General features: G+C 39.2%; 26 protein-coding genes. 16 read left to right on the plus strand and 10 right to left on the minus strand.

Features of this window, described 5'->3' with window-relative positions; all coding sequences use genetic code 11:
• Nucleotides 1-64: 64 nt before the first annotated feature.
• The 7 genes from J0J36_RS02410 to phoU all read left to right on the plus strand — a co-directional run bounded on the left by J0J36_RS02410 (nucleotide 65) and on the right by phoU (nucleotide 6,170).
• Nucleotides 65-958 (plus strand): PstS family phosphate ABC transporter substrate-binding protein, encoded by an 894-nt coding sequence (locus J0J36_RS02410; protein ID WP_019292036.1) that lies wholly within the window; start codon nucleotides 65-67, stop codon nucleotides 956-958.
• A gap of 229 nt (nucleotides 959-1,187) precedes the next feature.
• Nucleotides 1,188-2,039, plus strand: a complete 852-nt coding sequence (locus tag J0J36_RS02415) for a phosphate ABC transporter substrate-binding protein (RefSeq protein ID WP_019292035.1) — start codon at nucleotides 1,188-1,190, stop codon at nucleotides 2,037-2,039.
• A 14-nt stretch (nucleotides 2,040-2,053) separates the two neighbouring features.
• Nucleotides 2,054-2,977 (plus strand): phosphate ABC transporter permease subunit PstC, encoded by a 924-nt coding sequence (gene pstC / locus J0J36_RS02420; protein WP_004258934.1) that lies wholly within the window; start codon nucleotides 2,054-2,056, stop codon nucleotides 2,975-2,977.
• Nucleotides 2,977-3,864, plus strand: a complete 888-nt coding sequence (gene pstA / locus J0J36_RS02425) for a phosphate ABC transporter permease PstA (RefSeq protein WP_014024391.1) — start codon at nucleotides 2,977-2,979, stop codon at nucleotides 3,862-3,864. The genes pstC and pstA overlap by 1 nt, the downstream gene beginning before the upstream one ends.
• Nucleotides 3,865-3,882: 18 nt before the next feature.
• Nucleotides 3,883-4,686 (plus strand): phosphate ABC transporter ATP-binding protein PstB, encoded by an 804-nt coding sequence (pstB, locus tag J0J36_RS02430; RefSeq protein ID WP_019292034.1) that lies wholly within the window; start codon nucleotides 3,883-3,885, stop codon nucleotides 4,684-4,686.
• Between the two features lie 13 nt (nucleotides 4,687-4,699).
• Nucleotides 4,700-5,461, plus strand: a complete 762-nt coding sequence (pstB, locus tag J0J36_RS02435; protein ID WP_004258923.1) for a phosphate ABC transporter ATP-binding protein PstB — start codon at nucleotides 4,700-4,702, stop codon at nucleotides 5,459-5,461.
• Nucleotides 5,462-5,516: 55 nt separating this feature from the next.
• Nucleotides 5,517-6,170 carry a phosphate signaling complex protein PhoU gene (gene phoU / locus J0J36_RS02440; protein ID WP_003134981.1) on the plus strand — a complete coding sequence of 218 codons (654 nt, stop codon included), beginning with the start codon at nucleotides 5,517-5,519 and terminating at the stop codon, nucleotides 6,168-6,170.
• Nucleotides 6,171-6,203: 33 nt separating this feature from the next.
• Here the strand turns inward: phoU and serS are convergent, their stop codons facing one another.
• Nucleotides 6,204-7,475, minus strand: coding sequence for a serine--tRNA ligase (gene serS / locus J0J36_RS02445; protein ID WP_019292033.1), 1,272 nt, complete (start codon nucleotides 7,473-7,475; stop codon nucleotides 6,204-6,206).
• Nucleotides 7,476-7,816: 341 nt separating this feature from the next.
• Here serS and J0J36_RS02450 point away from each other — a divergent pair, with 341 nt between their 5' ends.
• Nucleotides 7,817-8,494 (plus strand): YitT family protein, encoded by a 678-nt coding sequence (locus J0J36_RS02450; protein ID WP_019292032.1) that lies wholly within the window; start codon nucleotides 7,817-7,819, stop codon nucleotides 8,492-8,494.
• A 72-nt stretch (nucleotides 8,495-8,566) separates the two neighbouring features.
• Here the strand turns inward: J0J36_RS02450 and J0J36_RS02455 are convergent, their stop codons facing one another.
• The 5 genes from J0J36_RS02455 to J0J36_RS02475 all read right to left on the minus strand — a co-directional run bounded on the left by J0J36_RS02455 (nucleotide 8,567) and on the right by J0J36_RS02475 (nucleotide 12,452).
• Nucleotides 8,567-8,947: a DUF956 family protein gene (locus J0J36_RS02455; RefSeq protein ID WP_004258908.1), complete on the minus strand. Its 381-nt coding sequence runs from the start codon at nucleotides 8,945-8,947 to the stop codon at nucleotides 8,567-8,569.
• A 105-nt stretch (nucleotides 8,948-9,052) separates the two neighbouring features.
• Nucleotides 9,053-10,150, minus strand: coding sequence for a PTS system mannose/fructose/sorbose family transporter subunit IID (locus J0J36_RS02460; protein WP_017368922.1), 1,098 nt, complete (start codon nucleotides 10,148-10,150; stop codon nucleotides 9,053-9,055).
• Between the two features lie 22 nt (nucleotides 10,151-10,172).
• Entirely contained in the window at nucleotides 10,173-10,976 is an 804-nt protein-coding gene (locus J0J36_RS02465; protein ID WP_003134975.1) for a mannose/fructose/sorbose family PTS transporter subunit IIC, read from the minus strand.
• A gap of 30 nt (nucleotides 10,977-11,006) precedes the next feature.
• Nucleotides 11,007-11,996, minus strand: a complete 990-nt coding sequence (locus J0J36_RS02470; protein ID WP_017368923.1) for a mannose/fructose/sorbose PTS transporter subunit IIB — start codon at nucleotides 11,994-11,996, stop codon at nucleotides 11,007-11,009.
• Nucleotides 11,997-12,248: 252 nt separating this feature from the next.
• Nucleotides 12,249-12,452, minus strand: a complete 204-nt coding sequence (locus J0J36_RS02475) for a ferredoxin (RefSeq protein ID WP_019293077.1) — start codon at nucleotides 12,450-12,452, stop codon at nucleotides 12,249-12,251.
• A gap of 45 nt (nucleotides 12,453-12,497) precedes the next feature.
• On the opposite strand from J0J36_RS02475, the gene J0J36_RS02480 reads away from it, so the two are divergent.
• The 4 genes from J0J36_RS02480 to J0J36_RS02495 all read left to right on the plus strand — a co-directional run bounded on the left by J0J36_RS02480 (nucleotide 12,498) and on the right by J0J36_RS02495 (nucleotide 15,469).
• A complete protein-coding gene (locus J0J36_RS02480; RefSeq protein ID WP_004258888.1) occupies nucleotides 12,498-13,007 on the plus strand; it encodes an SAG1386/EF1546 family surface-associated protein in 510 nt (169 codons plus the stop codon).
• Nucleotides 13,008-13,036: 29 nt separating this feature from the next.
• On the plus strand, nucleotides 13,037-13,699 hold the full coding sequence (gene cmk, locus J0J36_RS02485) for a (d)CMP kinase (protein WP_019293076.1): 663 nt from the start codon (nucleotides 13,037-13,039) through the stop codon (nucleotides 13,697-13,699).
• Nucleotides 13,700-13,772: 73 nt separating this feature from the next.
• A complete protein-coding gene (locus tag J0J36_RS02490; protein ID WP_040086551.1) occupies nucleotides 13,773-14,297 on the plus strand; it encodes a GNAT family N-acetyltransferase in 525 nt (174 codons plus the stop codon).
• Nucleotides 14,298-14,422: 125 nt separating this feature from the next.
• Complete coding sequence (locus J0J36_RS02495) at nucleotides 14,423-15,469, plus strand: VanZ family protein (protein ID WP_019293074.1); 1,047 nt, start codon at nucleotides 14,423-14,425, stop codon at nucleotides 15,467-15,469.
• Between the two features lie 52 nt (nucleotides 15,470-15,521).
• Here J0J36_RS02495 and J0J36_RS02500 read toward each other — a convergent pair whose 3' ends face one another.
• Entirely contained in the window at nucleotides 15,522-15,791 is a 270-nt protein-coding gene (locus J0J36_RS02500; protein WP_019335694.1) for a bacteriocin immunity protein, read from the minus strand.
• A gap of 59 nt (nucleotides 15,792-15,850) precedes the next feature.
• Here J0J36_RS02500 and msrA point away from each other — a divergent pair, with 59 nt between their 5' ends.
• Nucleotides 15,851-16,393 carry a peptide-methionine (S)-S-oxide reductase MsrA gene (msrA, locus tag J0J36_RS02505; RefSeq protein WP_040086548.1) on the plus strand — a complete coding sequence of 181 codons (543 nt, stop codon included), beginning with the start codon at nucleotides 15,851-15,853 and terminating at the stop codon, nucleotides 16,391-16,393.
• A gap of 77 nt (nucleotides 16,394-16,470) precedes the next feature.
• Entirely contained in the window at nucleotides 16,471-17,841 is a 1,371-nt protein-coding gene (locus tag J0J36_RS02510; protein ID WP_046400788.1) for an LCP family protein, read from the plus strand.
• A gap of 40 nt (nucleotides 17,842-17,881) precedes the next feature.
• On the opposite strand, the gene J0J36_RS02515 is transcribed toward J0J36_RS02510, so the two are convergent.
• From J0J36_RS02515 to J0J36_RS02525, 3 genes are all read right to left on the minus strand, one after another.
• Nucleotides 17,882-18,736 (minus strand): sugar ABC transporter permease, encoded by an 855-nt coding sequence (locus tag J0J36_RS02515; protein WP_004258862.1) that lies wholly within the window; start codon nucleotides 18,734-18,736, stop codon nucleotides 17,882-17,884.
• Nucleotide 18,737: 1 nt separating this feature from the next.
• Nucleotides 18,738-20,087 carry a carbohydrate ABC transporter permease gene (locus J0J36_RS02520; protein ID WP_019335691.1) on the minus strand — a complete coding sequence of 450 codons (1,350 nt, stop codon included), beginning with the start codon at nucleotides 20,085-20,087 and terminating at the stop codon, nucleotides 18,738-18,740.
• Nucleotides 20,088-20,158: 71 nt separating this feature from the next.
• Nucleotides 20,159-21,394: an extracellular solute-binding protein gene (locus tag J0J36_RS02525; RefSeq protein ID WP_019293810.1), complete on the minus strand. Its 1,236-nt coding sequence runs from the start codon at nucleotides 21,392-21,394 to the stop codon at nucleotides 20,159-20,161.
• 253 nt (nucleotides 21,395-21,647) lie between these two features.
• On the opposite strand from J0J36_RS02525, the gene J0J36_RS02530 reads away from it, so the two are divergent.
• Both J0J36_RS02530 and J0J36_RS02535 read left to right on the plus strand, forming a co-directional pair.
• Nucleotides 21,648-23,402, plus strand: coding sequence for a glycoside hydrolase family 13 protein (locus J0J36_RS02530; RefSeq protein ID WP_019335690.1), 1,755 nt, complete (start codon nucleotides 21,648-21,650; stop codon nucleotides 23,400-23,402).
• A 253-nt stretch (nucleotides 23,403-23,655) separates the two neighbouring features.
• Nucleotides 23,656-25,263 carry an alpha-glucosidase gene (locus tag J0J36_RS02535; RefSeq protein WP_040086543.1) on the plus strand — a complete coding sequence of 536 codons (1,608 nt, stop codon included), beginning with the start codon at nucleotides 23,656-23,658 and terminating at the stop codon, nucleotides 25,261-25,263.
• Nucleotides 25,264-25,274: the final 11 nt, after the last annotated feature.

Consider the following 25,274-nt stretch of genomic DNA (forward strand, 5'->3'; position numbering starts at 1 on the left):
GTTAAGATAGTATTGTAAGCGAAAGAGCTTACGGAGAACATAGAAAATTATTGGAGAAAATCTCATGAATAAAAAGTTACTTTCTGGAATTATCGCTGGTGCAGCTCTGTTGACGCTTGCAGCTTGTGGAAATGGCAATTCATCGTCTAATAGCAGCTCAGGAAGCTCAACGCCAGCTTCAGGTAAAATCATCGCTGGAGGTTCAACAGCCTTGCAACCTATGGCACAACAAGCTTCAACTGAGTACACAGCTAAAAAACCAGAAGTTCAAATCACTGTACAAGGTGGTGGATCCGGTGTAGGTTTGACTCAGGTCTCAACAGGAACCTTCCAAATCGGCAACTCTGACATCTTTGCAGAAGAAAAATCAGGAATTGATGCTTCTAAATTGAACGACCATAAAGTAGCTGTCGTTGGTTTTGCTCCAATTGTAAATAAAGATATTAACATTGATAATCTCTCAACACAACAACTTAAAGATGTCTTCACAGGAAAAGTGAAGAACTGGAAGGAAGTTGGAGGTCCGGATGAAAAAATCACAGTAATTGGGCGTGCAGCAGGTTCAGGTACACGTGTGAACTTTGATAATTTAGCTCTTGGGGGCGAAAAAGAAGTAGAAGGTCCGACGCAAGATGCCTCAGGTACGGCAGTAACTATGGTCTCTCAAACACCTGGTGCAATCTCCTATGTTGCCTTTTCTTACCTTGATAAGAGTAAAGATATCAAAGCAGTCAGTATTGATAATGTAAAACCAACAGATGAAAATGTTGCAGACAATAGCTACAAAGTTTGGTCATACGAACACATGTATACTAATAAAGAAAAAGAAACAGCAGCCGAAACAGATTTTATCAAATACGTGACTGAAGATACAAAAACAATCAAGGAACTTGGCTATATCCCGGTTTCTGATATGAAAGTTGAACGTGACGCTCAAGGAAAAATCACAAATAAATAAGAAATAAGAGTGAGCAGAGTAAAGCATTAAAATTTTCTTTTCATACCTTTGGTTTTACTTTACAAAACCTTATTCTTTTAGAAAATCCTTGTTCTTAATGATGATGCAAAGAGCAAGAGTACTTGGGCCGTGTCTCAGGTGCTCTCTTTGCCGTTCCATTTACAAACTGTTTACATTGTAAGCGGTAAGCTTTTGCTTATTTATGGTTGATTTATGCTAAAATAAGGATATGAAAAAGAAAATTTTAATGGCTTTATTTGCAGCAATGAGTCTTGTGACTTTAGCGGCATGTGCGCCCAACTCAAATCAAGTCACAGTAGGTGGCTCAACGGCAATGAAACCACTGGTTGAACAAGTTTCCTTGGACTATATGAAGAAATATCCAGAAGATATTATTATGGTTCAAGGTGGAGGCTCAGGTGTTGGACTTGCACAAGTGGTCGCAGGTTCTTTCCAAATTGGTAACTCAGATATCTTTGCGGAAGAAAAATCAGGAATTGATGCTTCTAAAATTACAGGAAATAAGGTTGCAGTCGTTGGCTTTGCACCAATCGTAAACCGAAATCTGGACCTATCCAATGTCACTCAAGACCAACTTATTGATATTTTCACTGGAAAAGTAAAAAATTGGAAAGAAGTTGGCGGTCCAGATCAAGAAATTACGGTTATCGGACGGACAGCAGGTTCTGGAACACGTGTTAATTTTGATAACCTTGCCTTGAATGGTGCGCGTGAAATTGATGGCCCTACACAAGATGCTTCAGGTTCGGTTGTACAATTGGTTGGTCAAACACCAGGTGCAATCTCTTACGTTTCGTTCCCTTATATCCATAAACCAGGGATTAAACCATTGAACTTAGACGGGGTTGAACCTACAGATAAAAATGTAACAACCAACAAGTGGAAAATTTGGTCTTACGAACATATGTATACCAACAATAAAAATGAGAACTTTGTAGAAAATCGCTTTATCAGCTATGTCAAAAATGACAAAGTAACGCTGAGAAAACTCGGCTATATCCCAGTAACGGAGATGAAAATTGATCGTGATTATAAAGGTAAAGTTACACCAATTAAATAATTAGTAAGGTAGTTATGGAAAACTCAAAAATTAAAGAAAAATTACTTTCAAGTTCAAAAGATTCACGCTTGGAAAAATTTGGTAGGACATTGACATTCTTGTGTATCGCAATTATCGTTTTTGTCGTTGGACTTATTCTGGTCTTTGTCGCTCAAAAAGGTCTTTCAACTTTCTTTGTGGATGGTGTGAATCCGTTCCGTTTCCTCTTTGGAACACATTGGGAGCCTGGAGCAATCGGCCCTGACGGGAAACCTGCAGTTGGTGCTTTACCAATGTTTGCGGGCTCTTTAATCGTTACTGTGCTTTCAGCTTTGGTGGCAACTCCTTTTGCCATCGGAGCAGGAATCTATATGACAGAAATTTCGCCAAAATATGGTGCGAAAATTTTGCAACCGGTTATTGAACTTTTGGTAGGTATCCCTTCAGTTGTTTATGGATTTATCGGTTTGACTGTTGTTGTACCTATTATCCGTAATACATTTGGTGGAACAGGCCTTGGCTTGCTTGCGGGTGTGTTCGTACTCTTTGTTATGATTTTACCAACAGTTACTTCAATGACTGTCGATGCGCTTAAAGCCATCCCACCTCATTATCGTGAAGCTTCCCTTGGTTTAGGGGCAACACGTTGGCAAACCATTTGGCGTGTCTTACTGCGTGCCGCAGCACCTGGGATTTTAACTGCAGTAATCTTTGGTATGGCGCGTGCCTTTGGTGAAGCCTTGGCCATCCAAATGGTTGTTGGTAATGCCGTAACAATGCCACAAGATTTGGTTTCTCCGGCTTCAACTCTAACTTCAATTTTGACATCAGGTATTCCAAATGCGACACCAGGTATTCAATTGAATGCCCTTTGGTCACTTGGCCTCCTCCTTCTCCTTATGTCATTGGTATTTAATATTGCGATGCGTGCTATCGCTAAGAAAGGGAGCCTTAAATAATGAATGCAAAACGCACAGATAAAATTGCCACTGGCGTGCTCTATGCACTTTCAGGTATCATTGTTGCAATACTCGCTTTTCTCTTGATTTATATTTTAGTTAAAGGTTTACCTTTTGTATCTTGGGAATTCTTAACAACACCGTCAAATCCATTGACTGGCGGCGGTATTGCTATTCAACTTTTTAACTCAGTTTACTTATTAGTTGTGACTTTAATTATCTCAATTCCACTTTCATTGGGTGCGGGAATTTACCTTTCAGAATACGCCAATCAAAAACATTGGTTGACTGGTGCAGTTCGCTCAGCGATTGAGGTATTATCATCACTTCCTTCAATCGTTGTGGGTCTCTTCGGTATGTTGCTCTTCGTTATTCAGTTTGGCCTTGGTTTCTCTGTCTTGTCTGGTGCCCTCGCTCTCACAGTATTCAACCTACCTTTGATGACACGTAATGTGGAGGAATCACTCCGTGCCATTCCGACAATGCAACGTGAAGGTGGCTTGGCTCTCGGTTTATCAAAATGGGAAACAGCCACTAAAGTCATTTTACCAGCAGCAGTACCGGGGATTTTAACAGGGGTTATCTTATCTTCAGGACGTGTATTCGGTGAAGCGGCAGCTTTGATTTATACTGCGGGTCAAACCAACTTGCCAATCAACTGGGCCAACTGGAATCCTATGTCATTGACAAGCCCATTGTCACTCTTCCGTCCTGCTGAAACATTGGCCGTACATATTTGGGCTTTGAACACTGAAGGAACAATCGCAACAGCAACTCAGATTTCTGCAGGAGCTTCTGCAGTACTGATTATCTTTGTATTGCTGTTCAACCTTGGGGCACGCTTCCTCGGAAATCGCCTCCACAAGAAACTCACATCTGGAAATTAGTAAGGAATATAGAAAAATATGGCAACTTATGATTGGAACGAACATCACATTTTGACTTTCGACAAAAATATCGCTCTTTCAACAAACGATTTGCGGGTTTTCTATAATGGCACAAAAGAAGCAATTCATGGTGTCTCTATGCAATTTCCTAAAAATCAAGTGACGGCTTTAATTGGCCCTTCAGGTTCTGGTAAATCAACTTATCTCCGCGCGCTTAACCGTATGAATGATACGATTGATGGTGCACGAGTTACAGGTGAAATCATGTATGAAGGTGTCAATATCAGTGACCCTAAAGTCAATGTTTACGAAGTCCGTAAGCAAATCGGTATGGTTTTCCAAAGACCAAATCCTTTCCCAAAATCAATCTATGAAAATATCGCTTTTATCCATCGTCGTGAAGGCATAAAAGATAAGAAAAAATTAGATGAAATCGTGGAAACATCGCTTAAGCAAGCAGCTTTATGGGAGCAAGTCAAGGACAACTTGAACAAGTCAGCCTTAGCCCTTTCTGGTGGTCAAGCACAGCGTTTATGTATTGCACGTGCCCTTTCGGTTAAACCGGAAATTATCTTAATGGATGAGCCAGCTTCAGCTTTGGATCCTATCTCTACAATGCAAATTGAAGAAACAATGACCGAACTTAAGAAAGACTATACGATCATTATCGTTACGCACAACATGCAACAAGCCAGTCGTGTTTCTGACTATACAGCATTCTTCTATTCAGGCGACTTAATTGAATACGATGAGACAAGCAAAATCTTCACACAGCCAAATCTTAAAGCGACAGAAGATTATGTTTCAGGACACTTTGGATAATCGAGAGGACAATATGACAAAAGAAGCAATTTTAACAGTCAGCGACCTTTCGCTGTATTATAGTAAGAAAAAAGCGCTCAATCAAATCAATATGGAATTCTATCCTAATGAGATTACAGCACTTATTGGCCCTTCTGGATGTGGAAAATCAACGCTTTTGCGTTCAATTAACCGCATGAACGATTTAATTCCAACAGTAACAATTACGGGCGCAATTATGTATAAAGGACATAACATCTACAGTCCAAAAGTGGATACCGTAGATCTTCGTAAAGAAATCGGCATGGTTTTTCAACAACCAAATCCTTTTCCATTTTCGATTTATGAAAATGTTGTTTATGGTTTGCGTCTCAAAGGTGTAAAAGACAAAGCTTTGCTGGATGAAGTCGTTGAAAATTCACTTAAGGCTGCAAATATTTGGGATGAAGTAAAAGATATCCTTCATACTTCAGCGCTTGGGTTATCTGGCGGACAACAACAACGTGTGTGTATCGCACGTGTGCTTGCTGTCAATCCTAAAATCATCTTGCTTGATGAACCAACGTCAGCTCTAGATCCGATTTCAGCAGGGCATGTAGAAGAGACACTTTTAGAACTTAAAGAAGATTATACTTTGGCTATTGTTACGCACAGCATGCAACAGGCTTCACGTATCTCTGATCGTACTGCCTTCATGCTTAATGGTGACTTGGTTGAAATGGACAATACGAAAAAAATCTTCCTTAACCCTGAAAAACAGGAAACAGAAGATTATATTGCTGGTAAGTTTGGATAATATGGTATGATGTAAGGAGCACCTATTGCTCTGAGCTTAGTTAAGAGGAGAAAAAATGTTACGTACACAATTCGAAGAAGAACTCAATAAACTTCACAACCAATTTTATTCAATGGGAACACAAGTATCTGCACAATTGAATAAAGCAGTTCGTGCCTTTGTGAGTCATGATCGTGAGTTGGCAGAAGATGTCATTACAAGTGATGAAATGATTAACCAATTGGAAACAAAATTAGAAACAAAATCACTGGAAATGATTGCTTTACAACAACCAGTGTCAGGAGACTTACGTACGATTATCACAGTGCTTAAAGCCTCAAGTGACTTGGAACGTATGGGCGATCATGTAACTTCAATCGCTAAGGCGGCAATCAACCTTAAAGGTGAAGAGCGCATCCATGAAGTCGAAGAAGACATTTCCCTGTTAGGTGAAAAAGTGAAATCAGTGGTTGATGCTTCCTTGAATGCTTATATTCAAGGCAATGATAAACGTGCGCGTGAAATCGCAGACCAATACCAAACGGTTAAAAATATGAGCGGTGAAATCCAAGAAAAAATCTTGGAAGCAATGAAAGAAAATACAGAAACAATCACGACAGGTAAAGATTACTTGATGACTCTTGTATTCTTGGAACGCATTACCGGCTATGCGGTTAACCTTTGTGAATGGATCGTTTACTTGAAATCTGGGAATATCGTTGAGTTGTAAAATAAAAAACTTGCATTTGCAAGTTTTTTTGTTTTATTTAATAACTTCTAAACCACCCATGTATGGACGAAGAACTTCAGGGACAGTTACTGAGCCGTCTTCGTTTTGATAGTTTTCAAGGATTGCAGCAACTGTACGGCCAACAGCAAGTCCAGAACCATTTAAAGTGTGAAGCAGGTTAACTTTGTCATCTTCATCACGATAGCGGATTTGGGCGCGACGTGCTTGGAAATCTTCACAGTTTGAACAACTTGAAATTTCACGGTAAGTATTTTGGGCAGGGATCCAAACTTCCAAGTCATAAGTTTTAGCGGCAGAGAAGCCCATATCGCCTGTAGAAAGTGCGATTACACGATAAGCTAAACCGAGTTTTTGGAGAATGTTTTCGGCATTGAGAACCATTTTTTCTAGTTCATTGTAAGATTCCTCAGGGCGTGCAAATTTGACCATCTCAACTTTATGGAATTGATGCAAACGAATCAAGCCACGTGTATCACGGCCAGCTGAACCAGCTTCAGAACGGAATGAAGGAGACATTGCTGTGAAGTAGATTGGGAGTTCAGCATTATCCAAGATTTCACCACGGTAGTAGTTAGTCAAAGGTACTTCAGCAGTAGGAATGAGCACAAAACCACGATCATCATTTACTTCAAAAGTATCTTCTTTGAATTTTGGATATTGACCTGTACCGAACATAGAATCTTGATTGACCATATAAGGCGTAATCATTTCAGTATAACCTTCTTTAGCATGTTCGTCCAACATAAAGTTATACAAGGCGCGCTCTAAACGCGCACCAGCGCCTTTATAAAAGAGGAAACGAGAACCGGTAACTTTACCGCCACGTTCCCAATCAAGGATACCAAGAGACTCTCCTAAGTCCCAATGAGGTTTAGGTTCAAAGCTGAATTCAGGCGTTTGACCATGACGACGAATTTCAACATTATCATCTTCATCAGCACCTACAGGCACATCATCATGTGGCAAGTTGGGAAGCGTTGTTGTGTAAGTGGTCAACTTTTCTTCGATATCAGCAAGTTCAGCATCAATAACTTTAATATCAGCAGAAACTTGTTTCATGGCAGTGATTTTTTCAGATGCATCGCCTTTTTCACGTTTAACTAACGCGATTTCATCAGATACGGCATTACGTTCTTTTTTTAAGTTCTCAGATTGTACGATCAGTTCACGACGGCGTACATCAAGTTCATGGAGTTCTTGCAGTGTTTCTTTTTTAACACCACGTGTTTCCAATTTTGCGGCTACTCCGTCAAAGTCTGCACGGATTTTTTTGATATCAAGCATAAAATCTCCTTTTAATATAAAATAAAAAGCCCTAATTCTCCTGAAAGAAGAATTAGGGCGCTATAAGCACGGTTCCACCTAAATTTCCTATCATAAGGATAGGACTTTAGTTCCCTTATCGCGAGAAACACGTTCCTATTTTCATAGGATAAAATCAAACAAGAAGCAGAATGTTTAAAGAATCTTTACTTGTTTTCACCACCCACAAGCTCTCTTGAAAAAGATAGTCTCAAAACTGACTTCTAATGTCATTCTATCAGAAAATTTAAAACTTTGCAAGCGCCTCATAAATCATTAGTTCTTTAAATTCCTAAATGGTATTATAGAATAAAGGGGGGCCTATGTCGATCATTGGAGTAAAGATAGATAAGCAGTTTATAAAAGATTTAATTGTTCTTATTGTAGGAGTGGGTTTTTATATTTTATCGGTAAGACTTTTTGTTATTCCTAATTACTTAGCAAGTAATGGGATTGCAGGTTTTTCAGTATTTGTTGATTTTGTTTTTGGAATCAACCCAGCACTGACTTTCTTTGTAGTAAATATTCCCTTGTTTCTCTTTGGGTGGAAATTGTTGAGCCGAAAAGAGCTTTTGCTGAGTGTTCCTGGTGCAGCTGCGATGAGTTTATGGATGCTGGCTTATGAGGCGATGGGAATTAACGGTTTTCAATTTAATCAAATTATTTTCGCTGGTATTTCTGACGGTATTTTATCAGGAATAGGTGCAGGACTTGTTGTAGTATCCAACGGGACTTTTGGCGGTTCAATCCTCTTGAGTCGAATTATGGAAGATCGCTGGCAATTTACGATTGACCGTGTCTTGTTTGGGATTGATATCGTCGTTATGGGACTATCTTTAGCGACTTATCTAGCCTTTCCAAACTTTGCTGTCACTCTCTTGTCATGTTATATTTTCAGCAAAGTCACACGCTTTATTGGACGAAAGGACTACCGTGACAAGATTTTAGATCGCCTATATTTTAATTTATTTAGACGTGAACGAAACGGAACAGATACTTAATCTAGAAAATCATGGTGCATGTGCAGTGTGTTTTTTTTTTATAAAAAAATAGCCCCCGATGGAGGCTATTTCTTATTTCTTTTTACGGCGGAAGAGGCTAAAGAATTTATCAAAGAATCCTTTTTGACGGACGACTTTTTCATTTCCAATATATTGTCGGATGTATTTTAAGACAGTTCCAGACTCTTTGGCAGCAAAACGAACTTTTTGCTCATTACGAAAGACGATGATAAACTGACGTCCAATTTTTACTTTTCCGTTTTTGGAAACAGAAACATCACCTTCCACACGTTTAATAGAGGCCCAAGGGAATTGCATGTTCTTTTCAACATTAGTATCATTGAAAAACTCGAAAGCTCGGTCTCCAATCATAATTTTACCATATTCAGCAAAGCCAAGATAAGCAATACCAGCAGTGGTAAAGTCGACTTTAGTATTCAGTGATTGTGCCAATTTAGTGCTCCTAACGATATTATAATATATTTATTATAGCAAAAATAATCTTAATAAAAAATCGCCGCGAGTACACGACGATTTTGTTCTTGTTTTAAAATCTTATTAAGCAAGACCTGCAACGTGAAGTACGATACCAAGAACGAACATACCAATGATGATGAACAATGGTGCGTTTTTGTTTTTCCATTTGCGCAAGATCCAAAGCACAAGGAAAGTCAAGAGCAATGCGATAAATCCAGGAATTAATGAATTGAACACGTCTTGAAGTGATTGTGTTTGTTCTGGGCTCAAGCCAAGACCAGATGATACTTGACCTAAGATGTTGTGCAATGTAGAACCGTCAACTGTGTTAAGTTGATCAACAGTTACGTAATGTGCGAAACCGTCTTGACCAGCAACACCGTTACCAACAACGTTACCTGCTTGGTCTAACCAATCAAACTTAGCAACACCGTCGCCTGTAGTACCTGTTTGGGCACCTTGAACAACGACTTTACCTGCTTTGTCGATCCATTCACCAACGTAAGCACCATCTGCCAAAGGTTTAGATGGGAGCATAGCGTTAGGACCAGTGAAGCTGATGTTAACCCAACGTTGGATCAATACACCAAGGATGAACATACCAAGGATAGATGCACCTTTAGTAATTTGTTGAAGCATTCCTCCACCGAGGTCGCTTGTAATTGCAGTACCTTGTTTGTAACCAAACTCTTGTGTATACCACAAGAAAGCGATACGGATTGCATTCCAAACAACGAAGAAGAAGATTGGAGCGATAATAGAACCACCAGTTGCAAGTGAGGCAGCGATGGCACCAACGATAGGACGTACTGTGAACCAGAAGACTGGGTCACCGATACCAGCGAGAGGTCCCATCATACCGACTTTCACACCTTGGATAGCTGCTTCATCGATTTCAACACCGTTAGCGATTTCTTCTTCAAGGGCCAATGTAACACCGACGATAGGTGCGGCTACGTATGGGTGAGTATTGAAGAACTCCATGTGGCGTTTCAAAGCTTCTTTAGCTTCTTCAGAACCTGGTTTGTAGAACTGTTTCAATGCAGGGATGATTGAATAGAGGAAACCAAGGTTTTGCATACGTTCGTAGTTCCAAGAACCTTGAAGGAACATTGAACGGAACATAACGCTCAAGCGTGTGTTTTTAGAAAGGCTAAACTTTTTATTTGTATTTTCCATTTTTATAAAATCTCCTTCCTAATTAATAATCGTTGAGAATATCGCCGATTGGGTCACCACTTGAAGAAGCAGTTCCACCGTTACCAGCAGTATTAGAAAGATTGAGGTAGATAAGAGCGATAACAACACCAAGGATACCCATACCAATCAAAGTGATTGAAGAAAGTGGTGCGAGTACAAATCCGAGGAAGAAGAATGGCCATAGCTCTTTAGTTGCCATGAGGTTGATAACCATTGCGTAACCAACAACAACAACCATACCACCACCAACAGCAAGACCTTTAGAAACCCAATCAGGAATTGAGTTCAAGGCAGCAGTTACTGTTTCAGCAGGGATAGCAAGGATGATTGCAGCAGGGATAGCAATACGCAAACCTTGAAGAAGGAGTGCGAACATGTGCCAACCAGCAACACCTGAGTAAGAACCTTTTTCAGCAGCAGCATCAGCTAAGTGAACGATACCAACTGAAAGGAAACGAACCAATGTAGTAAGTACGAGACCAGCAGTTGCCAACAAGATAGCGGCAGGTACGATAACACCAGTGATGTGTGTCAAGTCAAAGTTACCACCTTGAACCATCAAGATAGCAGAAGCGACAGAAGCAAGTGCAGCGTCAGGTGCGACAGCGGCACCAACGTTAGCCCAACCAAGGGCGATCATTTGCAATGAACCACCCAAGATGATCCCTGCAGCCATGTGACCAGTAGCGATACCGATCAATGAGCAGGCGATAATTGGTTGGTGAAATTGCCATTGGTCCAAGATACCTTCAAGTCCAGCTAAGAACGCGAAGATAAGAACTAAAATGATTGAAATAATACTCATTTTATAAATTTCTCCTAATAATATTTAATTTTACTTAACGTCTGCTTTGTTAATCAAAGCAAACAAGTCAGATTTAGAATCGTTAGGGACTTTACGAACGTCAAATTTAACGCCGAGATCACGTAACTTTTCAAAAGCGGCAACATCATCTTTGTTTACAGACAATACTGAGTTAAGCATTGTTTTACCTGTACTGTGTGCCATAGAACCCACGTTAAGTGTTTCTACAGGTACGCCACCTTCAATAGCAGCAAGTGCGTCTTGAGGAGTTTCAAACAAGAGAAGAGCTTTAGTTTCACCAAAACGTGGATCTTTAGCAACTTCAATCATTTTCTTGATAGGGACAACGTTGGCTTTAACACCTGGAGGTGCAGCTTGTGTGATAAGTGTTTTACGCATCTCATCTTTGGCAACAGCGTCAGAAACAACGATGATACGGTTTGCTTTTGAATCTGGAGTCCAAGCAGTAGCAACTTGACCGTGGAGAAGACGTGAGTCGATACGTGCAAGATTAATTTTAATCTTACCATCACCAACAACAGTACCTTCTGGGATAGCGGCAGCGTTTACGCCAGCTTCAGCTGGTGTAGCGCTTTCTTCAGCAGGATTAAGCTCTTCTGGCAATGCTTTGATACCAGCTTTAGCTTCCTTAATAATGTTTGCAGCAACTTGTTCAACACCAGCAGAAGCATCCATCATACGTTCTGTGTAGGCTTGAATAAGCATTGGCAAGTTGAGGCCTGTGATGATAGCTACCTTGCGTTCTGGATTGGCACCCATAACAGCACTTGCTTGGTTAAATGGAGAACCGCTCCACAAGTCAGCAAGGACAAGGACTTCATCTTCAGCATCAAATGTTGCGATAGCGGCTTCGATTTTGGCGCGTAAGTCGTCTGGTCCTTCGTTAGGCATGAAAGTAACAGCTTGTACTTTCTCTTGCTCACCGAAGATCATTGAACCAGATTGCTTGATGCCCGCAGCGAATTCACCGTGGCTCGCAATAACAATTCCGATACTCAATTGAGTAACCTCCTTATAAATTTTTATATAATATAATTATTACTGTCCTAGTATACTACAAATTGAAAACATTTGCAAAAATTTGTGAAACTGGTTTCATAAATCTGATTTTTTAATTTAACTGACGAAAATAAAAACAACTTGTCAATCAAAAACAAGCTGTATATATAATGAAAATACCTAATTAAAAATCACGAAATAGTTAGATAAAGAAGTAATTTTATGGTAAAATAAATATCAGAGTTTAAGGTTTTAAGATTTGGTAATCTTTATCGCAGCTGTTGGGCAAGCCTTGGCTGCACTTATTATTTTATCATCAGAAAAATATTCTTTTTCCAGTTTATCGGAATTATTAAATTTAACGATACCGTTATCATGGTAATCGAAGACATCTGGAGCATGTAAATAACAAAGGCCACATGCAATACAATTTTCTGGTATTATGTTTACTTTCATACAATGATGATAATATAAAAAAATAAAAAAGGAAAGGAAAAAGATGTGGCAGAAAAAGAACCGTGGGATAAAGAAATCTATAAGGCCATGAAAGCAGATTCCGAAAAAAGTCGTTCGGGCAGCAAGCCAAGAAAAAAACACAATAACAAGTCATTAACTTCACGTGCTTTAACCTTTACTGTCGTGACGATGTTTTTACTGGTTGGTTTCATGATTGCCTTTATTCTTTGGAATAATCAAACGCAACATAGCGGTGGATTTGCTCAGGAAAATCCAGAAAAAACTGTAGAGCAAACCACGGAGCAACAAACAGAACAGACTACTGAAGAAGTGAAACCAGAAGAAAGTACTGTAGCTCCACCGCCAACCACTGAAGAATCTTCCACTGAAGAGGGTGGAACTTATGTTATTGTAGCTGGAGACGATCCAAGTAAGATATCAGCGAAGACAGGTGTTGCATGGTCTGTAATTGCCAGCCTTAATAATATCTCAGCAACAGGATACAATGCCGATGGTTCACCAATATCACCTGGGCAAGTATTAAAATTAAAATAATAAAAAGTATTCATATATAGGAAAGAAACATGATAAAGTTACAAATTGCTGTTGATGGACCCGCCTCAAGCGGAAAATCAACTGTCGCTAAAATCGTTGCACAAAATCTTGGGATTATCTATTTAGATACAGGTGCGATGTACCGTGCTGCAACTTTGGTTGCCCTCCAAAACAAAACGGAGGATCCTCAAAAAATTATTGATGTGATCAAGAAAAAACCAATTTTCTTTAAAAATACAGCTGATGGACAACTTGTATTTTTAGGAACAGAGGATATTACTAAGATTATTCGTACAAACGAAGTAACACAGAATGTTTCAAAAATCTCTGCTTTAGCTCCAGTACGGGAATTTTTAGTTGCTGAGCAACAGCGCATTGCTGACGAAGGTGGCATTATCATGGATGGACGTGATATTGGTACGGTTGTCCTACCTCATGCAGATTTGAAGATTTTCCTCGTGGCTTCTGTGGATGAACGAGCAGAGCGTCGTTATAAAGAAAATTTACAAAAAAATATTCCTACTGATTTGGAAAAACTCAAAGTGGAAATCGCCGAACGTGATCGTAAGGATAGTACACGAGCAGTTTCCCCTCTAAAACAAGCAGAGGATGCAATTTTACTAGACAGTACAGGAAAAACGATTGATCAAGTGGCAGGTTTCATCGAAGAAAAAGCACGAGAACTCTTGTAATCAATCAATTTTTAAAGGAACAAACGGAGTAAAGGTATTCCGTTTGTTTTTCTATAAATAAAGGAGGTCAACTTTGGAAATAAGAAGTATTGGGCGAAAAGACTATAGAGAAGTTGAGCAGTTAATTCGTCAATCATTTAGCAGGTCCGAACATGGTTATGGTAATGAAGCAGAGCTCGTGGAAAAGATTCGGACAGATTGTAGCTATGTCGATGGTTTAGAAGTTGTCGCCGCTGAAGGAGAAAAAATTATTGGTTATGGTTTACTAAGTGAAGTCGAGATTATCAACGATAAAGAAAGTTTTACAGGGCTGGTTCTTGCGCCATTAGCTGTTTTACCTTCTTGGCAAGGTAAAAAAGTGGGAGAAAATTTGCTGAAAGAGTTGGAAAAGCGTGCCGTTCAACAAGATTTCCCTTTTATAAGTATTCTGGGGCATCCCCAATATTATTCTCGTTTTGGCTATGTATCTGCTGAAAAATATAAGGTTACGGCACCATTTGACGTTCCAGCAGAAGCTTTTATGATTCGTCCTTTACAACCCAATGCACTAAAAAATATTTCGGGGTGTATCAAATATGCGCAAGCCTTTGATGTATAAACAGGGTGTGAGCAGCAGTAATAATATCAACTTCCACTTGATTTAAGCTATTTCTTTAAACTGGCTCACAATCTCCATTTATAAATTTTGTTATAATAAAGATAAAATTTTAAAAAAGGATTTCTATGCTTACTTATCTCCATGCTATTCAAATAGGTGTATTGCTCTTCTTTGTTTTTTTCTTGCTGAGCCTTATTCCTTATATGATTGTTCAATATCGTAAATATGGACGTGTTAACCCTTGGCGGTTTATTGTCAATTTTTCTTTTGTCCTTTATATAGTTTGTGCTTATGCGATGACTATTTTTCCTTTGCCTGATGTGGCACAGGTTGCACAGATGACAGGTCCTAAGCAAAATCTTGTTCCCTTTGAATTTGTACGTCAGTTCATCGCTTACAACCCGCTGGTACTTAACGAGCCTTCTACATGGCTAATGGCCTTGAAAGCACCAAGTTTCATCCAACCTTTTTTTAATCTTCTTTTGACGTTGCCATTTGGGATATATTTGCGTTACCTCTTTAAGCGTAATTTTTCGCAAACCTTAATGTGGAGTTTCATGCTCACCTTATCGTTTGAACTTTTACAGCGTTCGGCTCTTTTTGGTCTTTATCCTCGTCCTTATCGTCTTTTTGATGTTGATGATTTAATGATTAATACGCTAGGAAGTTTGCTTGGTTTTGGGATTGCTTGCCTACTTGTTAAGGTTTTACCAGATTTGGATGCCAAACAAGCCATTCCTGCTCAGATTGGGATGATACGTCGTAGTATTGCCTTTGGCGTAGATTTTGTTTTAGCAAATATTATTGCAAACATTGTACCTCATTTCTATATAGCAATGCTTATTACATTTGTGGGGATTCCAGTCATTTTTGGTGTCACTTTTGGCCAAAAACTTCTTAAGATAAGGATAGAAGGAAGTCGTTGGAAGATTTTAAGTCGACAACTCTTATCTTTCGTTAATTTTGGGATGATTGGTCTCTTGTCTTATTTCTTACAACGTTCAGCCTATATTCCACAAAAAGAACTGGGACAAAATTTCTTAATGGTAGTCCTTTCTTTCATTCTTCTTCTGTTACCTCTATTAGATATTCTCTTTGCCACACTTTCCCGTACACGAAAGTTGTGGTATGAACGCTTGAGTCAAACAGAGTTAAGTGCAAAAGAAATTTGAAATAAAAAAACGTTAGTAGGTCTAACGTTTTTTTTACTAAAAAGATGATTATTTATAAACGATGCCCGACACCGCGGCCAAATAAACCCGAAGTGGATATTTTGTTATAAAATTCGGTTGTCATAGGCGTTAAATTATAGCGAAGAGCTAGTGGACGTAATTGAGCCTCTAATTGGGTTAAGGCTTCTTCAAGATTGCCCTGACTTTCAATGTGATTTTTAGTTTCCAATATTAAAGTACGTTCCCACTCACGAATATGTTTACTCAAGATTAAATTATACATTTCGTTCAATATTTCAGTCTGATTTAACGGTTTTTTCATAGTTAAATTATAGCATGCAAGCCTTTTCGTTGTGCTATAATGTGCTTGGAGGAAGAGCTATGAGTAAAGAAATTGCAGTTTTTGCTGGTGGATGTTTTTGGTGCATGGTTGAACCTTTTGAAACTCGTCCAGGTATACTGTCTGTTACTAGCGGTTATACTGGGGGGCATGTCGATGACCCGACATATGATGAAGTATCGGGTAAATATACGGGACACACTGAAGCTGTGGAGATAATTTTTGAAAATACCGTTATTTCTTACGAGACCTTACTGGGAATTTACTGGAATCTTATTGATCCGACGGATGGAGAAGGTCAATTTTACGATCGAGGCAGTAATTATAGACCAGTTATCTACGTTGAGAATGATGAGCAACGTCAAACTGCTGAGAAAAGCAAGCAGGAATTGTCGGAGTCGGGGCTTTGGGATAAACCAATCATAGTCCCTATAGAAAATGCGCAAACATTTTGGCCAGCTGAAGATTATCACCAAGATTTTTATAAAAAGAACCCTAAAAGATATAAACAGATGCACAAGGCACGTGAACAGTTTCTGAAAGTTAAACGCTTCAGAAATAAATTTTTTGGCAAAAAAGCTTAAGAAAAGGATCTGTATTTTGCTGAGAATTATGAAAGGCTTTTATCAAAAATAAAAAATCATGATATAATAGACAGATAATGAAAGATAATAAACAAAAACGTTTTGAATACTTAAGAGCAAATAAAGCTTACTTAAGTGAACGCGAAAAGCAAGAATATTATGAACTAGTAGAAGAAATAGAAGGGTGGCAGGCCCTTGAAGAAGAATATGCGGCTGACATAGAAGAAGAGCGCGCACAGTCTGAAAGTTCTTCTTCTGAGAGACGGAGTAGATCCAGCCGTTCTTTAGATTCAGCACCAGCGCCCTTTTTATCCAAACGTGGGAAAAAGAAAGATAACCGTCGTGCGGAAGAGAGCATTGATGATGAAAGGCCTGAGGAAGCAGCAAGTAAAAAGCCAAAGAAAAAGAAAAGTTGGATAAAACGGATTTTCTTTATCTTAATCGCCTTGATTTTGATTATGATTGGTTTCTTCATTTATGGTTATCAGCGTGGGATTAGTCGAGAAGGTGGCGCGATCAAAGCCGAACAATTCAATGGTGCTGCCAATGCGGATGGCTCAGTCAATATCCTTCTCTTAGGTGCTGATCAACGACCAGGACAAAGCTCAGGAGTGGCCCATTCAGACAGTATTATGGTTTTGAATATTGGCAAAAGCGGCAAAATGCAATTGGTGAGCTTTATGCGTGATACTTTGGTCAACATTCCAGGAGTTGGTGATGCAAGCCAAGGACCTAACATGAAGCTTAATGCAGCCTTCACGATTGGTGAGCAAAATGAGAATCAAGGTGTTGAACTTGTGCGTCAAACCTTGCAACAAAATTTTGGTATAAATGCTAAATATTACGCTGTGGTTGATTTCTCAAGTTTTGCAACAGTGATTGACTCAATGTTCCCTGGTGGAGTAAAGATTGATGCCAAATTCGCCACAATTAATGGTCAAAAGTTTGATGAAGTCCCTGTACCGGATGATTTAGCAGAAACTGAAGGGATGGCTAAAAACGATAAGGAACTGAGTGCAGAAGAAGCCGCGGCCTTGGGCTATCCTGATGGTGGTGGAATCTTTATGATGATCAAGCAAGGCCCACAACGAATGGATGGACGTACACTTTTGAACTATGCACGTTTCCGCCACGATGATCAAGGAGACTTTGGACGTGTGCAACGTCAACAACAAGTGATGCAAACTCTCACATCGAAAGTTAAAAATCCGTTGACACTCTTTACTGGTGCAAGTGCCTTGGGTACAGCTCGAGCTGTTACAATGACTAATCTTTCTAACACATTCCTGATCACAAAAGCTTTACCGGCAATGTTTGGCGGTATAGAAAACACAACCATCCCATCCGACAATGATTGGCAATCTGCCTATGATATGTACGGAGGTTCAGGTATCCTCATTGATATGGACAAGTATAGTGCAAAAGCACAAGAACTTTTAGGACAATAAAAAAAGCATTCAACTATAAGTTGAGTGCTTTTTTAGTTTGTTATCCTTTATCTGCACCAGCAGTGATTCCTTTAACATAGAATTTTTGCATAACAATGAAGAGAATAGTGATAGGAATGGCGATAATCACACATCCTGCAACAAATTGGGTAAAGTTTGTTGCAGAGGAACCTCTGGAGTTGGTCATCATGTTTTGCAAGCCATAGGCAATGGTCCTTGATTTAGGATCGCCACCACCTAAGATGACACTCGCAAAGAGGAAATCAAGCCAAGGTGCAATAAAAGCAGTGAGTGATGTGTAAACAATCATTGGTTTTGACAAAGGCAAGGTAATTTTGGTGAAAATTTGCCATTTGGTTGCACCGTCAATCACAGCGGCTTCATCAATTGATGCAGGGATTGTATCAAGGAAACCTTTAAAGATATAGAAGCCTAAACCAGAGCCACCTATATAAATCAAAGTCAGTCCCACTAAGTTGGTCATATTGAATGATTTGAGGATGTAATAAAGAGCAATCATCGCCATGATACCTGGGAACATTCCAATGATAAGTGCTAACTGTAAGAATGGTTTGCGCAATTTGAAGCGTAAACGTGACAATACATAAGACATAACAGTAGTAATCAGCGTGTTAACAACTGCACAGATAACAGCGATGACAAAAGTATTAAGGAGCCAATGTCCGTAAGGATAAACCGGGTTATTGAAAATACCAGTAAAATTATCCAGGGTCCACTGCTGGGGAATGAATGTCGAAACAAAACCAGTGTTATTTTTAGAAAAGCTGGTAAGGATAATCCATACAATTGGGAAAATCCAGATGATTGCAAGTAAGGTCAAGAGCAAGTATCTGAGTACTAATGAAGCTTGACGTTGGCGTTTATATGATTTCATTTTAGCCCTCCTTAAAAGCATTTGTACGGCGGTAAGCAAACAATGAAGCTGTAGCTGAGATGATAAAGATAACGATACCAATAGCTGAAGCGATGTTATAACTTGGAATCGACTTCATGGTTAAGCTGTAAAGCCAGGTAATTAATAAGTCAGTGGAACCCGCTTGGAAGTATTCGGCGTTCAGTGGTCCACCACCAGTCAAGAGGAAAATAACATTGAAGTTATTGATGTTTCCGATAAATTGTTGGATTAAAGCAGGTGTCATAACAAACAAAATTTGAGGGAAAGTAATAGAGCGGAAAATATCAAAACTGTTGGCACCATCAATTTTTGCTGCTTCAATCTGATCTGATGGCAAGTTTTGGATAATCGCTGTTGAAATTAACATAGAGACAGGAATACCAATCCACATATTAACGCCGATAACAGAAAACTTCGCTAACAAAGGATCCATTAAAAATGGAATAGGATGATCAATAAGACCGATACTTTGGAGCCAACTGTTGAGCGGCCCATTGTTGTCTAGGAACATATTCATCATTAAGAGTGAAACAAAAGAAGGAACAGCCATAACGATAACAAAGAGTGTCCGCCAGAAAGCTTTAAATTTAATTCCAGATGATTCAATCAAAAGAGCAAGTAAAACACCAAAGAAGAAAGTTGTCGCTGTTGCAGCCACAGCCCAAACGAGAGTCCAGCCTAAGACAGGGAAGAAAGTTCCAGCGATGTTACCGGTCAGAATCTCACCAAATGAAGCGAACCCCGTCCAAGAAAATCCAATAGGATGATCTTGATTAAAATTGGTAAAAGCAATGGTAATCATGAAAAGCAAAGGAGCAATCGTGAAAACTAAAATGCCGAGTAAGGGAATCGCCATTAGTGTGTAATGGAGGCGACTGTCTAAGAGTGTAGCCAAATCCTCCATAGTCGTAGGGATATGTTCTCCGTCACGATTCAAGACATAGAGATGACGTGTGGAACGAAGGCTTGTGATATAGATGACCGCAACCATTGCAATGAGCACTAAGGACATGACACCAAAAAGGAGGATGAGCATGGAGTTGTCAGGTTGTTGAGTGACATAAATTTGTCGTGCTTCATCAAAAACGACTTGCTTAGTCTTGACATGTCCAAGGCTACTCAGAAGACTGATTGAGCTAATGCCATTGAAGATGAGCCAGAAAAGGAAGACAATTTCGATGATGAGGAAGCTAAAGCCCTTGAGCCATTGTTTATTTTTTAGTTGCGCTAAACCCATGATAAAGAAGCTGAGTTTTGTGAAAATATCACCTTCATGCCACACCTCTTTGTATGTTGCTTCAGGAGATGGTTTAATTTTCTTTTTAAACATATATTTTACCCTTTTGTATATAAAAAATAAGAGGATTAGGATGAGCCCAATCCCCTTAAGTTAATCAAAAATTATTCAGTAGCTGATGAGATTGATTTTACGAAATTATCAAGTTGTGCTTGGTATTGTGTAGCCGGAGTCTTACCTGTGTAGGCATTCTCGATAAGTGGGGCAGCCAAGTTCCAGAATGTTGCCATTTGTGGCATCTTAGGCATCAATGTATCGTTTTCTACTTGTTTGATAACTGCAAGAGCTACGGGATCTTTTGCAACTTCAGAATCTTTTTGGGCTTCTTTTGAAACTGGAATTGCATTATTAGCTTTATAGAGTGCTAATTGTGATTCAGTATTTGATAGATACTGAGCTAAAGCAGAAGCAGCAACAGGATCTTCTGATTGTGAATTCACAGCCAGTGTACCGACACCGGAGAAGGCTTGCATTTGTTTAGATCCTGATCCAAAATCAGCAGTTGGTAAGGTTGTTGCACCAAAGTTGTCGCCAAGGATTTCCTTCACTGTGCTACCGTCCCATGGGCCATCGAGGATTGCTTGTGTTTTACCAGATTTGAGGTCGGCCAGAAGGGCTGTACCCGACTGTTTAACACCAGGATTTGCTTTTTGTTGCGCAAACCAAGTCATAGCTTGAACGCCAGCTTTAGTATTTGCATCTGTACCATCAACCGTTTCGCCATCTTTACCGAAGAGCTGTGTTCCATTAGCTAGGAATACAGGATACCAGTTGTAGGAGTTTGTAAAATCTGTTCCAATTGGTGTTTCTGCTGTAAAATCTGCCCAATCTTTTGGAGCTTCACTAAATTTTGCCTTGTTGTAGTAAACAATATTTGACTGTTCATCTTGTGGATAAGCGTAGAGTTTACCTTTCCAAGAGACAGCATCAACAGCGATAGAAATATCATTTGATTTCACCCAATCTGTTGCTGATGGTGAAAGAGGATTGATGTAGCCCGCTTCAGCCATGGCCCCCAACTGGTCGTTGGGTACTTTAAAGACATCTGCGGCTTGTCCGGGGTCTTTACTCACATCTTGTTTTGCATTCGCAGAACCATTTGGAGACTGTGTGACTGTAACTTTAATGTTTGGATATTCTTTGTTGAAGTTTTTAATTAAATCTTTATAAGAAGCAACATTTGCTGGATCGACCCAGAGAGTAACGGCTCCTTTATGGTCTTTAGCATCTGAAGATGAAGAAGTTGTGCTTTCACTACCCTTACTATTCCCACAAGCAGCGAGGCTAGCAAGAGCAATCAGAGAAACGCTACTCAGAGCGATTTTTTTCCATGTGTTCATAAAATATTTCCTCCTAATGAAAATAATTATTCTAATTTGTAATTCTATTTTATGCAAACGCTTCCGTTTTGTCAAGTGCAAACTTATTACAATTTGATTACTGTATATGTTGGTATATACATGTTATGGCTGCATATAATAGAAAGTTTTACAATAGTTTTTATTTTCGATAAAAAAATATACTGCAAACGGTTGCGCAAAAGATGAGCTTATGCTAAAATGAAAAAAACAAGAAAAAAAGAGGTATTTATTCATGAATAAAGCAGCCATTTATCACCGTCCAGAATCAGAATTTGCTTATCTCTATACAGAGGAAACAATTCATATCCGTTTACGTGTTGCACGTGACGACATTCAAAGTGTTGCATTGATCTATGGTGACCCTTATATGTTTGTAAAACGCGATGATGAATCAGAAATGGTTTGGGATTATCAAGAAGTAGAAATGAAACATGGTTTATCCACAGCAGAAAGTGATTTCTATGTGACAGAGGTCGGCGTTCCGCATAAGCGTATGGACTACTTGTTCGTGATTACGGATTACGATGGGGAAAAGGTTGTCTATAGCGACTCTGGTATTCTTCCTTACCAAGTAAAATTACTCACAAAAAAATATGCAGCATTTCGTATGCCATTCTTCCATGAGGTTGATCGTTTTAAGGCTCCTGAATGGGTTAAAAATACAGTTTGGTATCAAATATTCCCAGAACGCTTTGCTAATGGAAATCCAGCCATTAATCCAGTTGGAGTGAAAGAATGGGATCCAACTGAATCTCCCAATCGTCAAGACTTGTATGGCGGCGATCTCCAAGGAGTAATTGATCATTTAGATCATCTGACAGACTTAGGCGTAAATGGCATTTACTTTACTCCTGTTTTCCAAGCCTATTCTAACCATAAGTATGATACGGAAGATTATTTGAAAATTGATCAGTATTTTGGTGATTTAGAAGTTTTCAAAACATTAGTGAAAGAGGCACACCAACGAGGGATTAAAGTAATGCTTGATGCGGTCTTTAATCATATTGGGGATACAAGCCCGCAGTGGCAAGACGTTCTCAAGCATCAAGAAAATTCAAAATATGCGGATTGGTTCCATGTTAATCAATGGCCCGCAACTTACACGCCAACCGAAGATTTTGAGGTTTCTGAAGCAGCAACTTACGATACATTTGCCTTTACACCGCATATGCCAAAATTAAATACTGCCAATCCAGAAGTTCAAGAGTATTTGCTTAATATTGCAGAATACTGGATCAAGGAGTGCGATATTGATGCATGGCGTTTAGATGTGGCAGACGAAGTCGATCATGCTTTCTGGAAAAAATTCCGTACTACATGTGATGCAGCGAAGGATGATTTCTACATATTAGGAGAAGTTTGGCATTCAGCACAACCTTGGCTTGTTGGTGATGAATTTTCGGCAGTGATGAACTATGCTTATACAAATGCGATTATTGATACTTTTGTGAAAGAAGAGTTAAGCTTAGAACAAATGGTTTCAGCGATTAATGCTCAACTTATGCTTTATCGTAAACAGACGAATCAAGTTATGTTTAACATCTTAGATTCCCACGACACACCTCGTCTTTTAACACAAGCTAAAGGAAGTAAGGACTTGGTCAAACAAGTCCAAGCTTTCATGTATCTCCAACCAGGTGTCCCTTGTATCTATTATGGTGACGAATATGGGCTAGATGGTGGCGCTGATCCAGATTGCCGTAAATGTATGCCTTGGACCGAAGAACATCAAGATTTAGAAATGTTTGCTTTCTTCAAAGACTTAGTAGCTTTCCGTAGAGAATACGCGGAGACACTAAGCCAAACAGATTTAGACTGGCAGTGTGTTGATGATACTCAAGGAGTGGTGAAACTGGAACGTGGCGCACTTAAGGCAGTCTTTAACAAAGGTGAACAGCCAGTTAGTGTTGAAGAGGGAGAAATAGTCTTGGCCCATTTGGCTGAAGACAATTATGTTCAGAAAAACGGATTTATAATCTATAAATAGTAGAAATTAAACAAGAGATAGAGATGAAACGTTAGCTCATTCTTCTAAAAGATAACTCTGCCCAGATATTGCTTCTTATATGGAAAAATTTTGACATAATAGAGAAAAAGCCCCTCGGTTTCGAGTGAGTGGGTGCAGGGAAACACCTAGAGTAAAATATTTAAGCAGAATTATAGACAAATGTCTTTCTGACTCTATTTATTGTTTGCGAAGGACTAGCTTTAATTTCAAGAGATATAATCAAAAGGAAAAAATGAAAAAAGACGATTTTGCGAATTGGACAGGTTACCAGATTTATCCTAAGTCTTTTAAAGACAGTAATGGTGATGGTATGGGGGATTTACAGGGAATTATCGAAAAGCTGCCTTACTTGAAAGATTTGGGGATAGATTTTATTTGGCTTAACCCCATTTACACAAGTCCACAAGTCGATGGCGGCTACGATATAGCTGATTTTTATAGTATTGATGCTCGCTTTGGTAGCTTGGAAGATTTAAAAGAACTTCTGCAAAAAGCGCATGATAACGGCTTGAAAGTGATTATGGATTTGGTTGTGAATCATACTTCCGATCAGCATCCTTGGTTTATTGAAAGTCAAAAATCAAAGGATAATCCCTATCGAGATTACTATCACTGGGCAGATGCAACACCCGAAAAAATGCCGAATGATTGGCAATCTTTCTTTGGCGGCTCTACTTGGACTTATGATGAGCAGACGCAACAAGCTTATTTTCATGTCTTTGCGAAAGAACAACCTGACTTGAACTGGAAGAATCCCCAAGTGCGTCAGGAAATCTATACGATGATTAAATGGTGGTTGGAATTAGGTATAGATGGTTTTCGTTTGGATGCGATTTCTCATATTCAAAAGGAAGACTGGTCTTTTAATATCAAGTCTCTAAGAGGAAATGACCCTTGGCAGCCTTTTATGAATGTGTCAGGTATTGAAAATTATATGGCTGATTTAAAAGAAATATTTGACCAATCTGATGCTTTAACAGTTGGGGAAGCTTCAGGTGTGACTTCAACTGAGGCGCCTGATTGGACGGATGCAAGGTCTGGCTACCTTAAGATGATTTTTGAATTGGAACACAATGTACGTCAGAAGAATTACGCAGGACGTGGCTGGATGTATGGTTACAAAAAGACAATTATTCGTTGGCAAAAGGATATGCTTGCACGAGGTTGGAATGCACTTTATTTAGAAAATCATGACCAACCACGAGCAATCAGTTGTTTTGGTGATGGCAGCATCGCGTCGGCTAAAGCTTTAGCCGTATCTTATATGCTTCTTCGAGGGACTCCATTTATCTATCAGGGACAAGAAATTGGAATGAGTAATTTTCCTTTTACAGATATCACCCAGACAGATGCAACTGAAATCAAGCAGGTTTATGAAGCGTTAATTTTTCAGGGGATGACTAAAAGTGAAGCTTTGGATACAGTGATGGCAAACAGCAGAGATCACTCTCGTACACCGATGCAATGGGACACGAGCCCAAACGCAGGATTTACCAGTGGCAAACCTTGGATGCCTATTCATCCAGATTATAAGGAAGTAAACACAGAAAAATCACAGGAGCTTATCGATCTTTATAAAGTCTTAATTCATCTTCGCCATGAGGAAGAAGACATTGCGCGTGGGTCAATAAAGTTTTGGTTTGAGCAACATCTGACAGCCTTTGTTTACGAACGTGACTCATTTTTGATTATTACGAATTTAGGTACTAAAAAAGCACATCTGGACTTTAACCAAGTAGAAATAGAAGATTACCAGCATATTTTAGGAAGCCGCCCAAGAAAGTTGGAAAAGAAGATGACTTTCTTTCCTTGGGAATATCAAGTGTTTAAGAAAAAGTAAGAAAAGAAAAA

Source organism: Lactococcus sp. LG1074 (assembly GCF_017309525.1).
GTDB classification, from domain to species: domain Bacteria; phylum Bacillota; class Bacilli; order Lactobacillales; family Streptococcaceae; genus Lactococcus; species Lactococcus petauri.

What these genes read in the sequence shown, in the direction of transcription:
- J0J36_RS02500 (WP_019335694.1), bottom strand. Translation starts at nt 15,791, where the DNA reads ATGAAAAAACCGTTAAATCAGACTGAAATATTGAACGAAATGTATAAT.
- J0J36_RS02450 (WP_019292032.1), top strand. Translation starts at nt 7,817, where the DNA reads ATGTCGATCATTGGAGTAAAGATAGATAAGCAGTTTATAAAAGATTTA.
- pstA (WP_014024391.1), top strand. Translation starts at nt 2,977, where the DNA reads ATGAATGCAAAACGCACAGATAAAATTGCCACTGGCGTGCTCTATGCA.
- msrA (WP_040086548.1), top strand. Translation starts at nt 15,851, where the DNA reads ATGAGTAAAGAAATTGCAGTTTTTGCTGGTGGATGTTTTTGGTGCATG.
- phoU (WP_003134981.1), top strand. Translation starts at nt 5,517, where the DNA reads ATGTTACGTACACAATTCGAAGAAGAACTCAATAAACTTCACAACCAA.
- J0J36_RS02460 (WP_017368922.1), bottom strand. Translation starts at nt 10,150, where the DNA reads ATGGAAAATACAAATAAAAAGTTTAGCCTTTCTAAAAACACACGCTTG.
- serS (WP_019292033.1), bottom strand. Translation starts at nt 7,475, where the DNA reads ATGCTTGATATCAAAAAAATCCGTGCAGACTTTGACGGAGTAGCCGCA.
- pstB (WP_004258923.1), top strand. Translation starts at nt 4,700, where the DNA reads ATGACAAAAGAAGCAATTTTAACAGTCAGCGACCTTTCGCTGTATTAT.
- J0J36_RS02515 (WP_004258862.1), bottom strand. Translation starts at nt 18,736, where the DNA reads ATGAAATCATATAAACGCCAACGTCAAGCTTCATTAGTACTCAGATAC.
- cmk (WP_019293076.1), top strand. Translation starts at nt 13,037, where the DNA reads ATGATAAAGTTACAAATTGCTGTTGATGGACCCGCCTCAAGCGGAAAA.
- J0J36_RS02535 (WP_040086543.1), top strand. Translation starts at nt 23,656, where the DNA reads ATGAAAAAAGACGATTTTGCGAATTGGACAGGTTACCAGATTTATCCT.
- J0J36_RS02415 (WP_019292035.1), top strand. Translation starts at nt 1,188, where the DNA reads ATGAAAAAGAAAATTTTAATGGCTTTATTTGCAGCAATGAGTCTTGTG.
- J0J36_RS02465 (WP_003134975.1), bottom strand. Translation starts at nt 10,976, where the DNA reads ATGAGTATTATTTCAATCATTTTAGTTCTTATCTTCGCGTTCTTAGCT.
- J0J36_RS02475 (WP_019293077.1), bottom strand. Translation starts at nt 12,452, where the DNA reads ATGAAAGTAAACATAATACCAGAAAATTGTATTGCATGTGGCCTTTGT.
- J0J36_RS02520 (WP_019335691.1), bottom strand. Translation starts at nt 20,087, where the DNA reads ATGTTTAAAAAGAAAATTAAACCATCTCCTGAAGCAACATACAAAGAG.
- J0J36_RS02510 (WP_046400788.1), top strand. Translation starts at nt 16,471, where the DNA reads ATGAAAGATAATAAACAAAAACGTTTTGAATACTTAAGAGCAAATAAA.
- J0J36_RS02495 (WP_019293074.1), top strand. Translation starts at nt 14,423, where the DNA reads ATGCTTACTTATCTCCATGCTATTCAAATAGGTGTATTGCTCTTCTTT.
- J0J36_RS02410 (WP_019292036.1), top strand. Translation starts at nt 65, where the DNA reads ATGAATAAAAAGTTACTTTCTGGAATTATCGCTGGTGCAGCTCTGTTG.
- J0J36_RS02530 (WP_019335690.1), top strand. Translation starts at nt 21,648, where the DNA reads ATGAATAAAGCAGCCATTTATCACCGTCCAGAATCAGAATTTGCTTAT.
- J0J36_RS02525 (WP_019293810.1), bottom strand. Translation starts at nt 21,394, where the DNA reads ATGAACACATGGAAAAAAATCGCTCTGAGTAGCGTTTCTCTGATTGCT.
- pstC (WP_004258934.1), top strand. Translation starts at nt 2,054, where the DNA reads ATGGAAAACTCAAAAATTAAAGAAAAATTACTTTCAAGTTCAAAAGAT.
- pstB (WP_019292034.1), top strand. Translation starts at nt 3,883, where the DNA reads ATGGCAACTTATGATTGGAACGAACATCACATTTTGACTTTCGACAAA.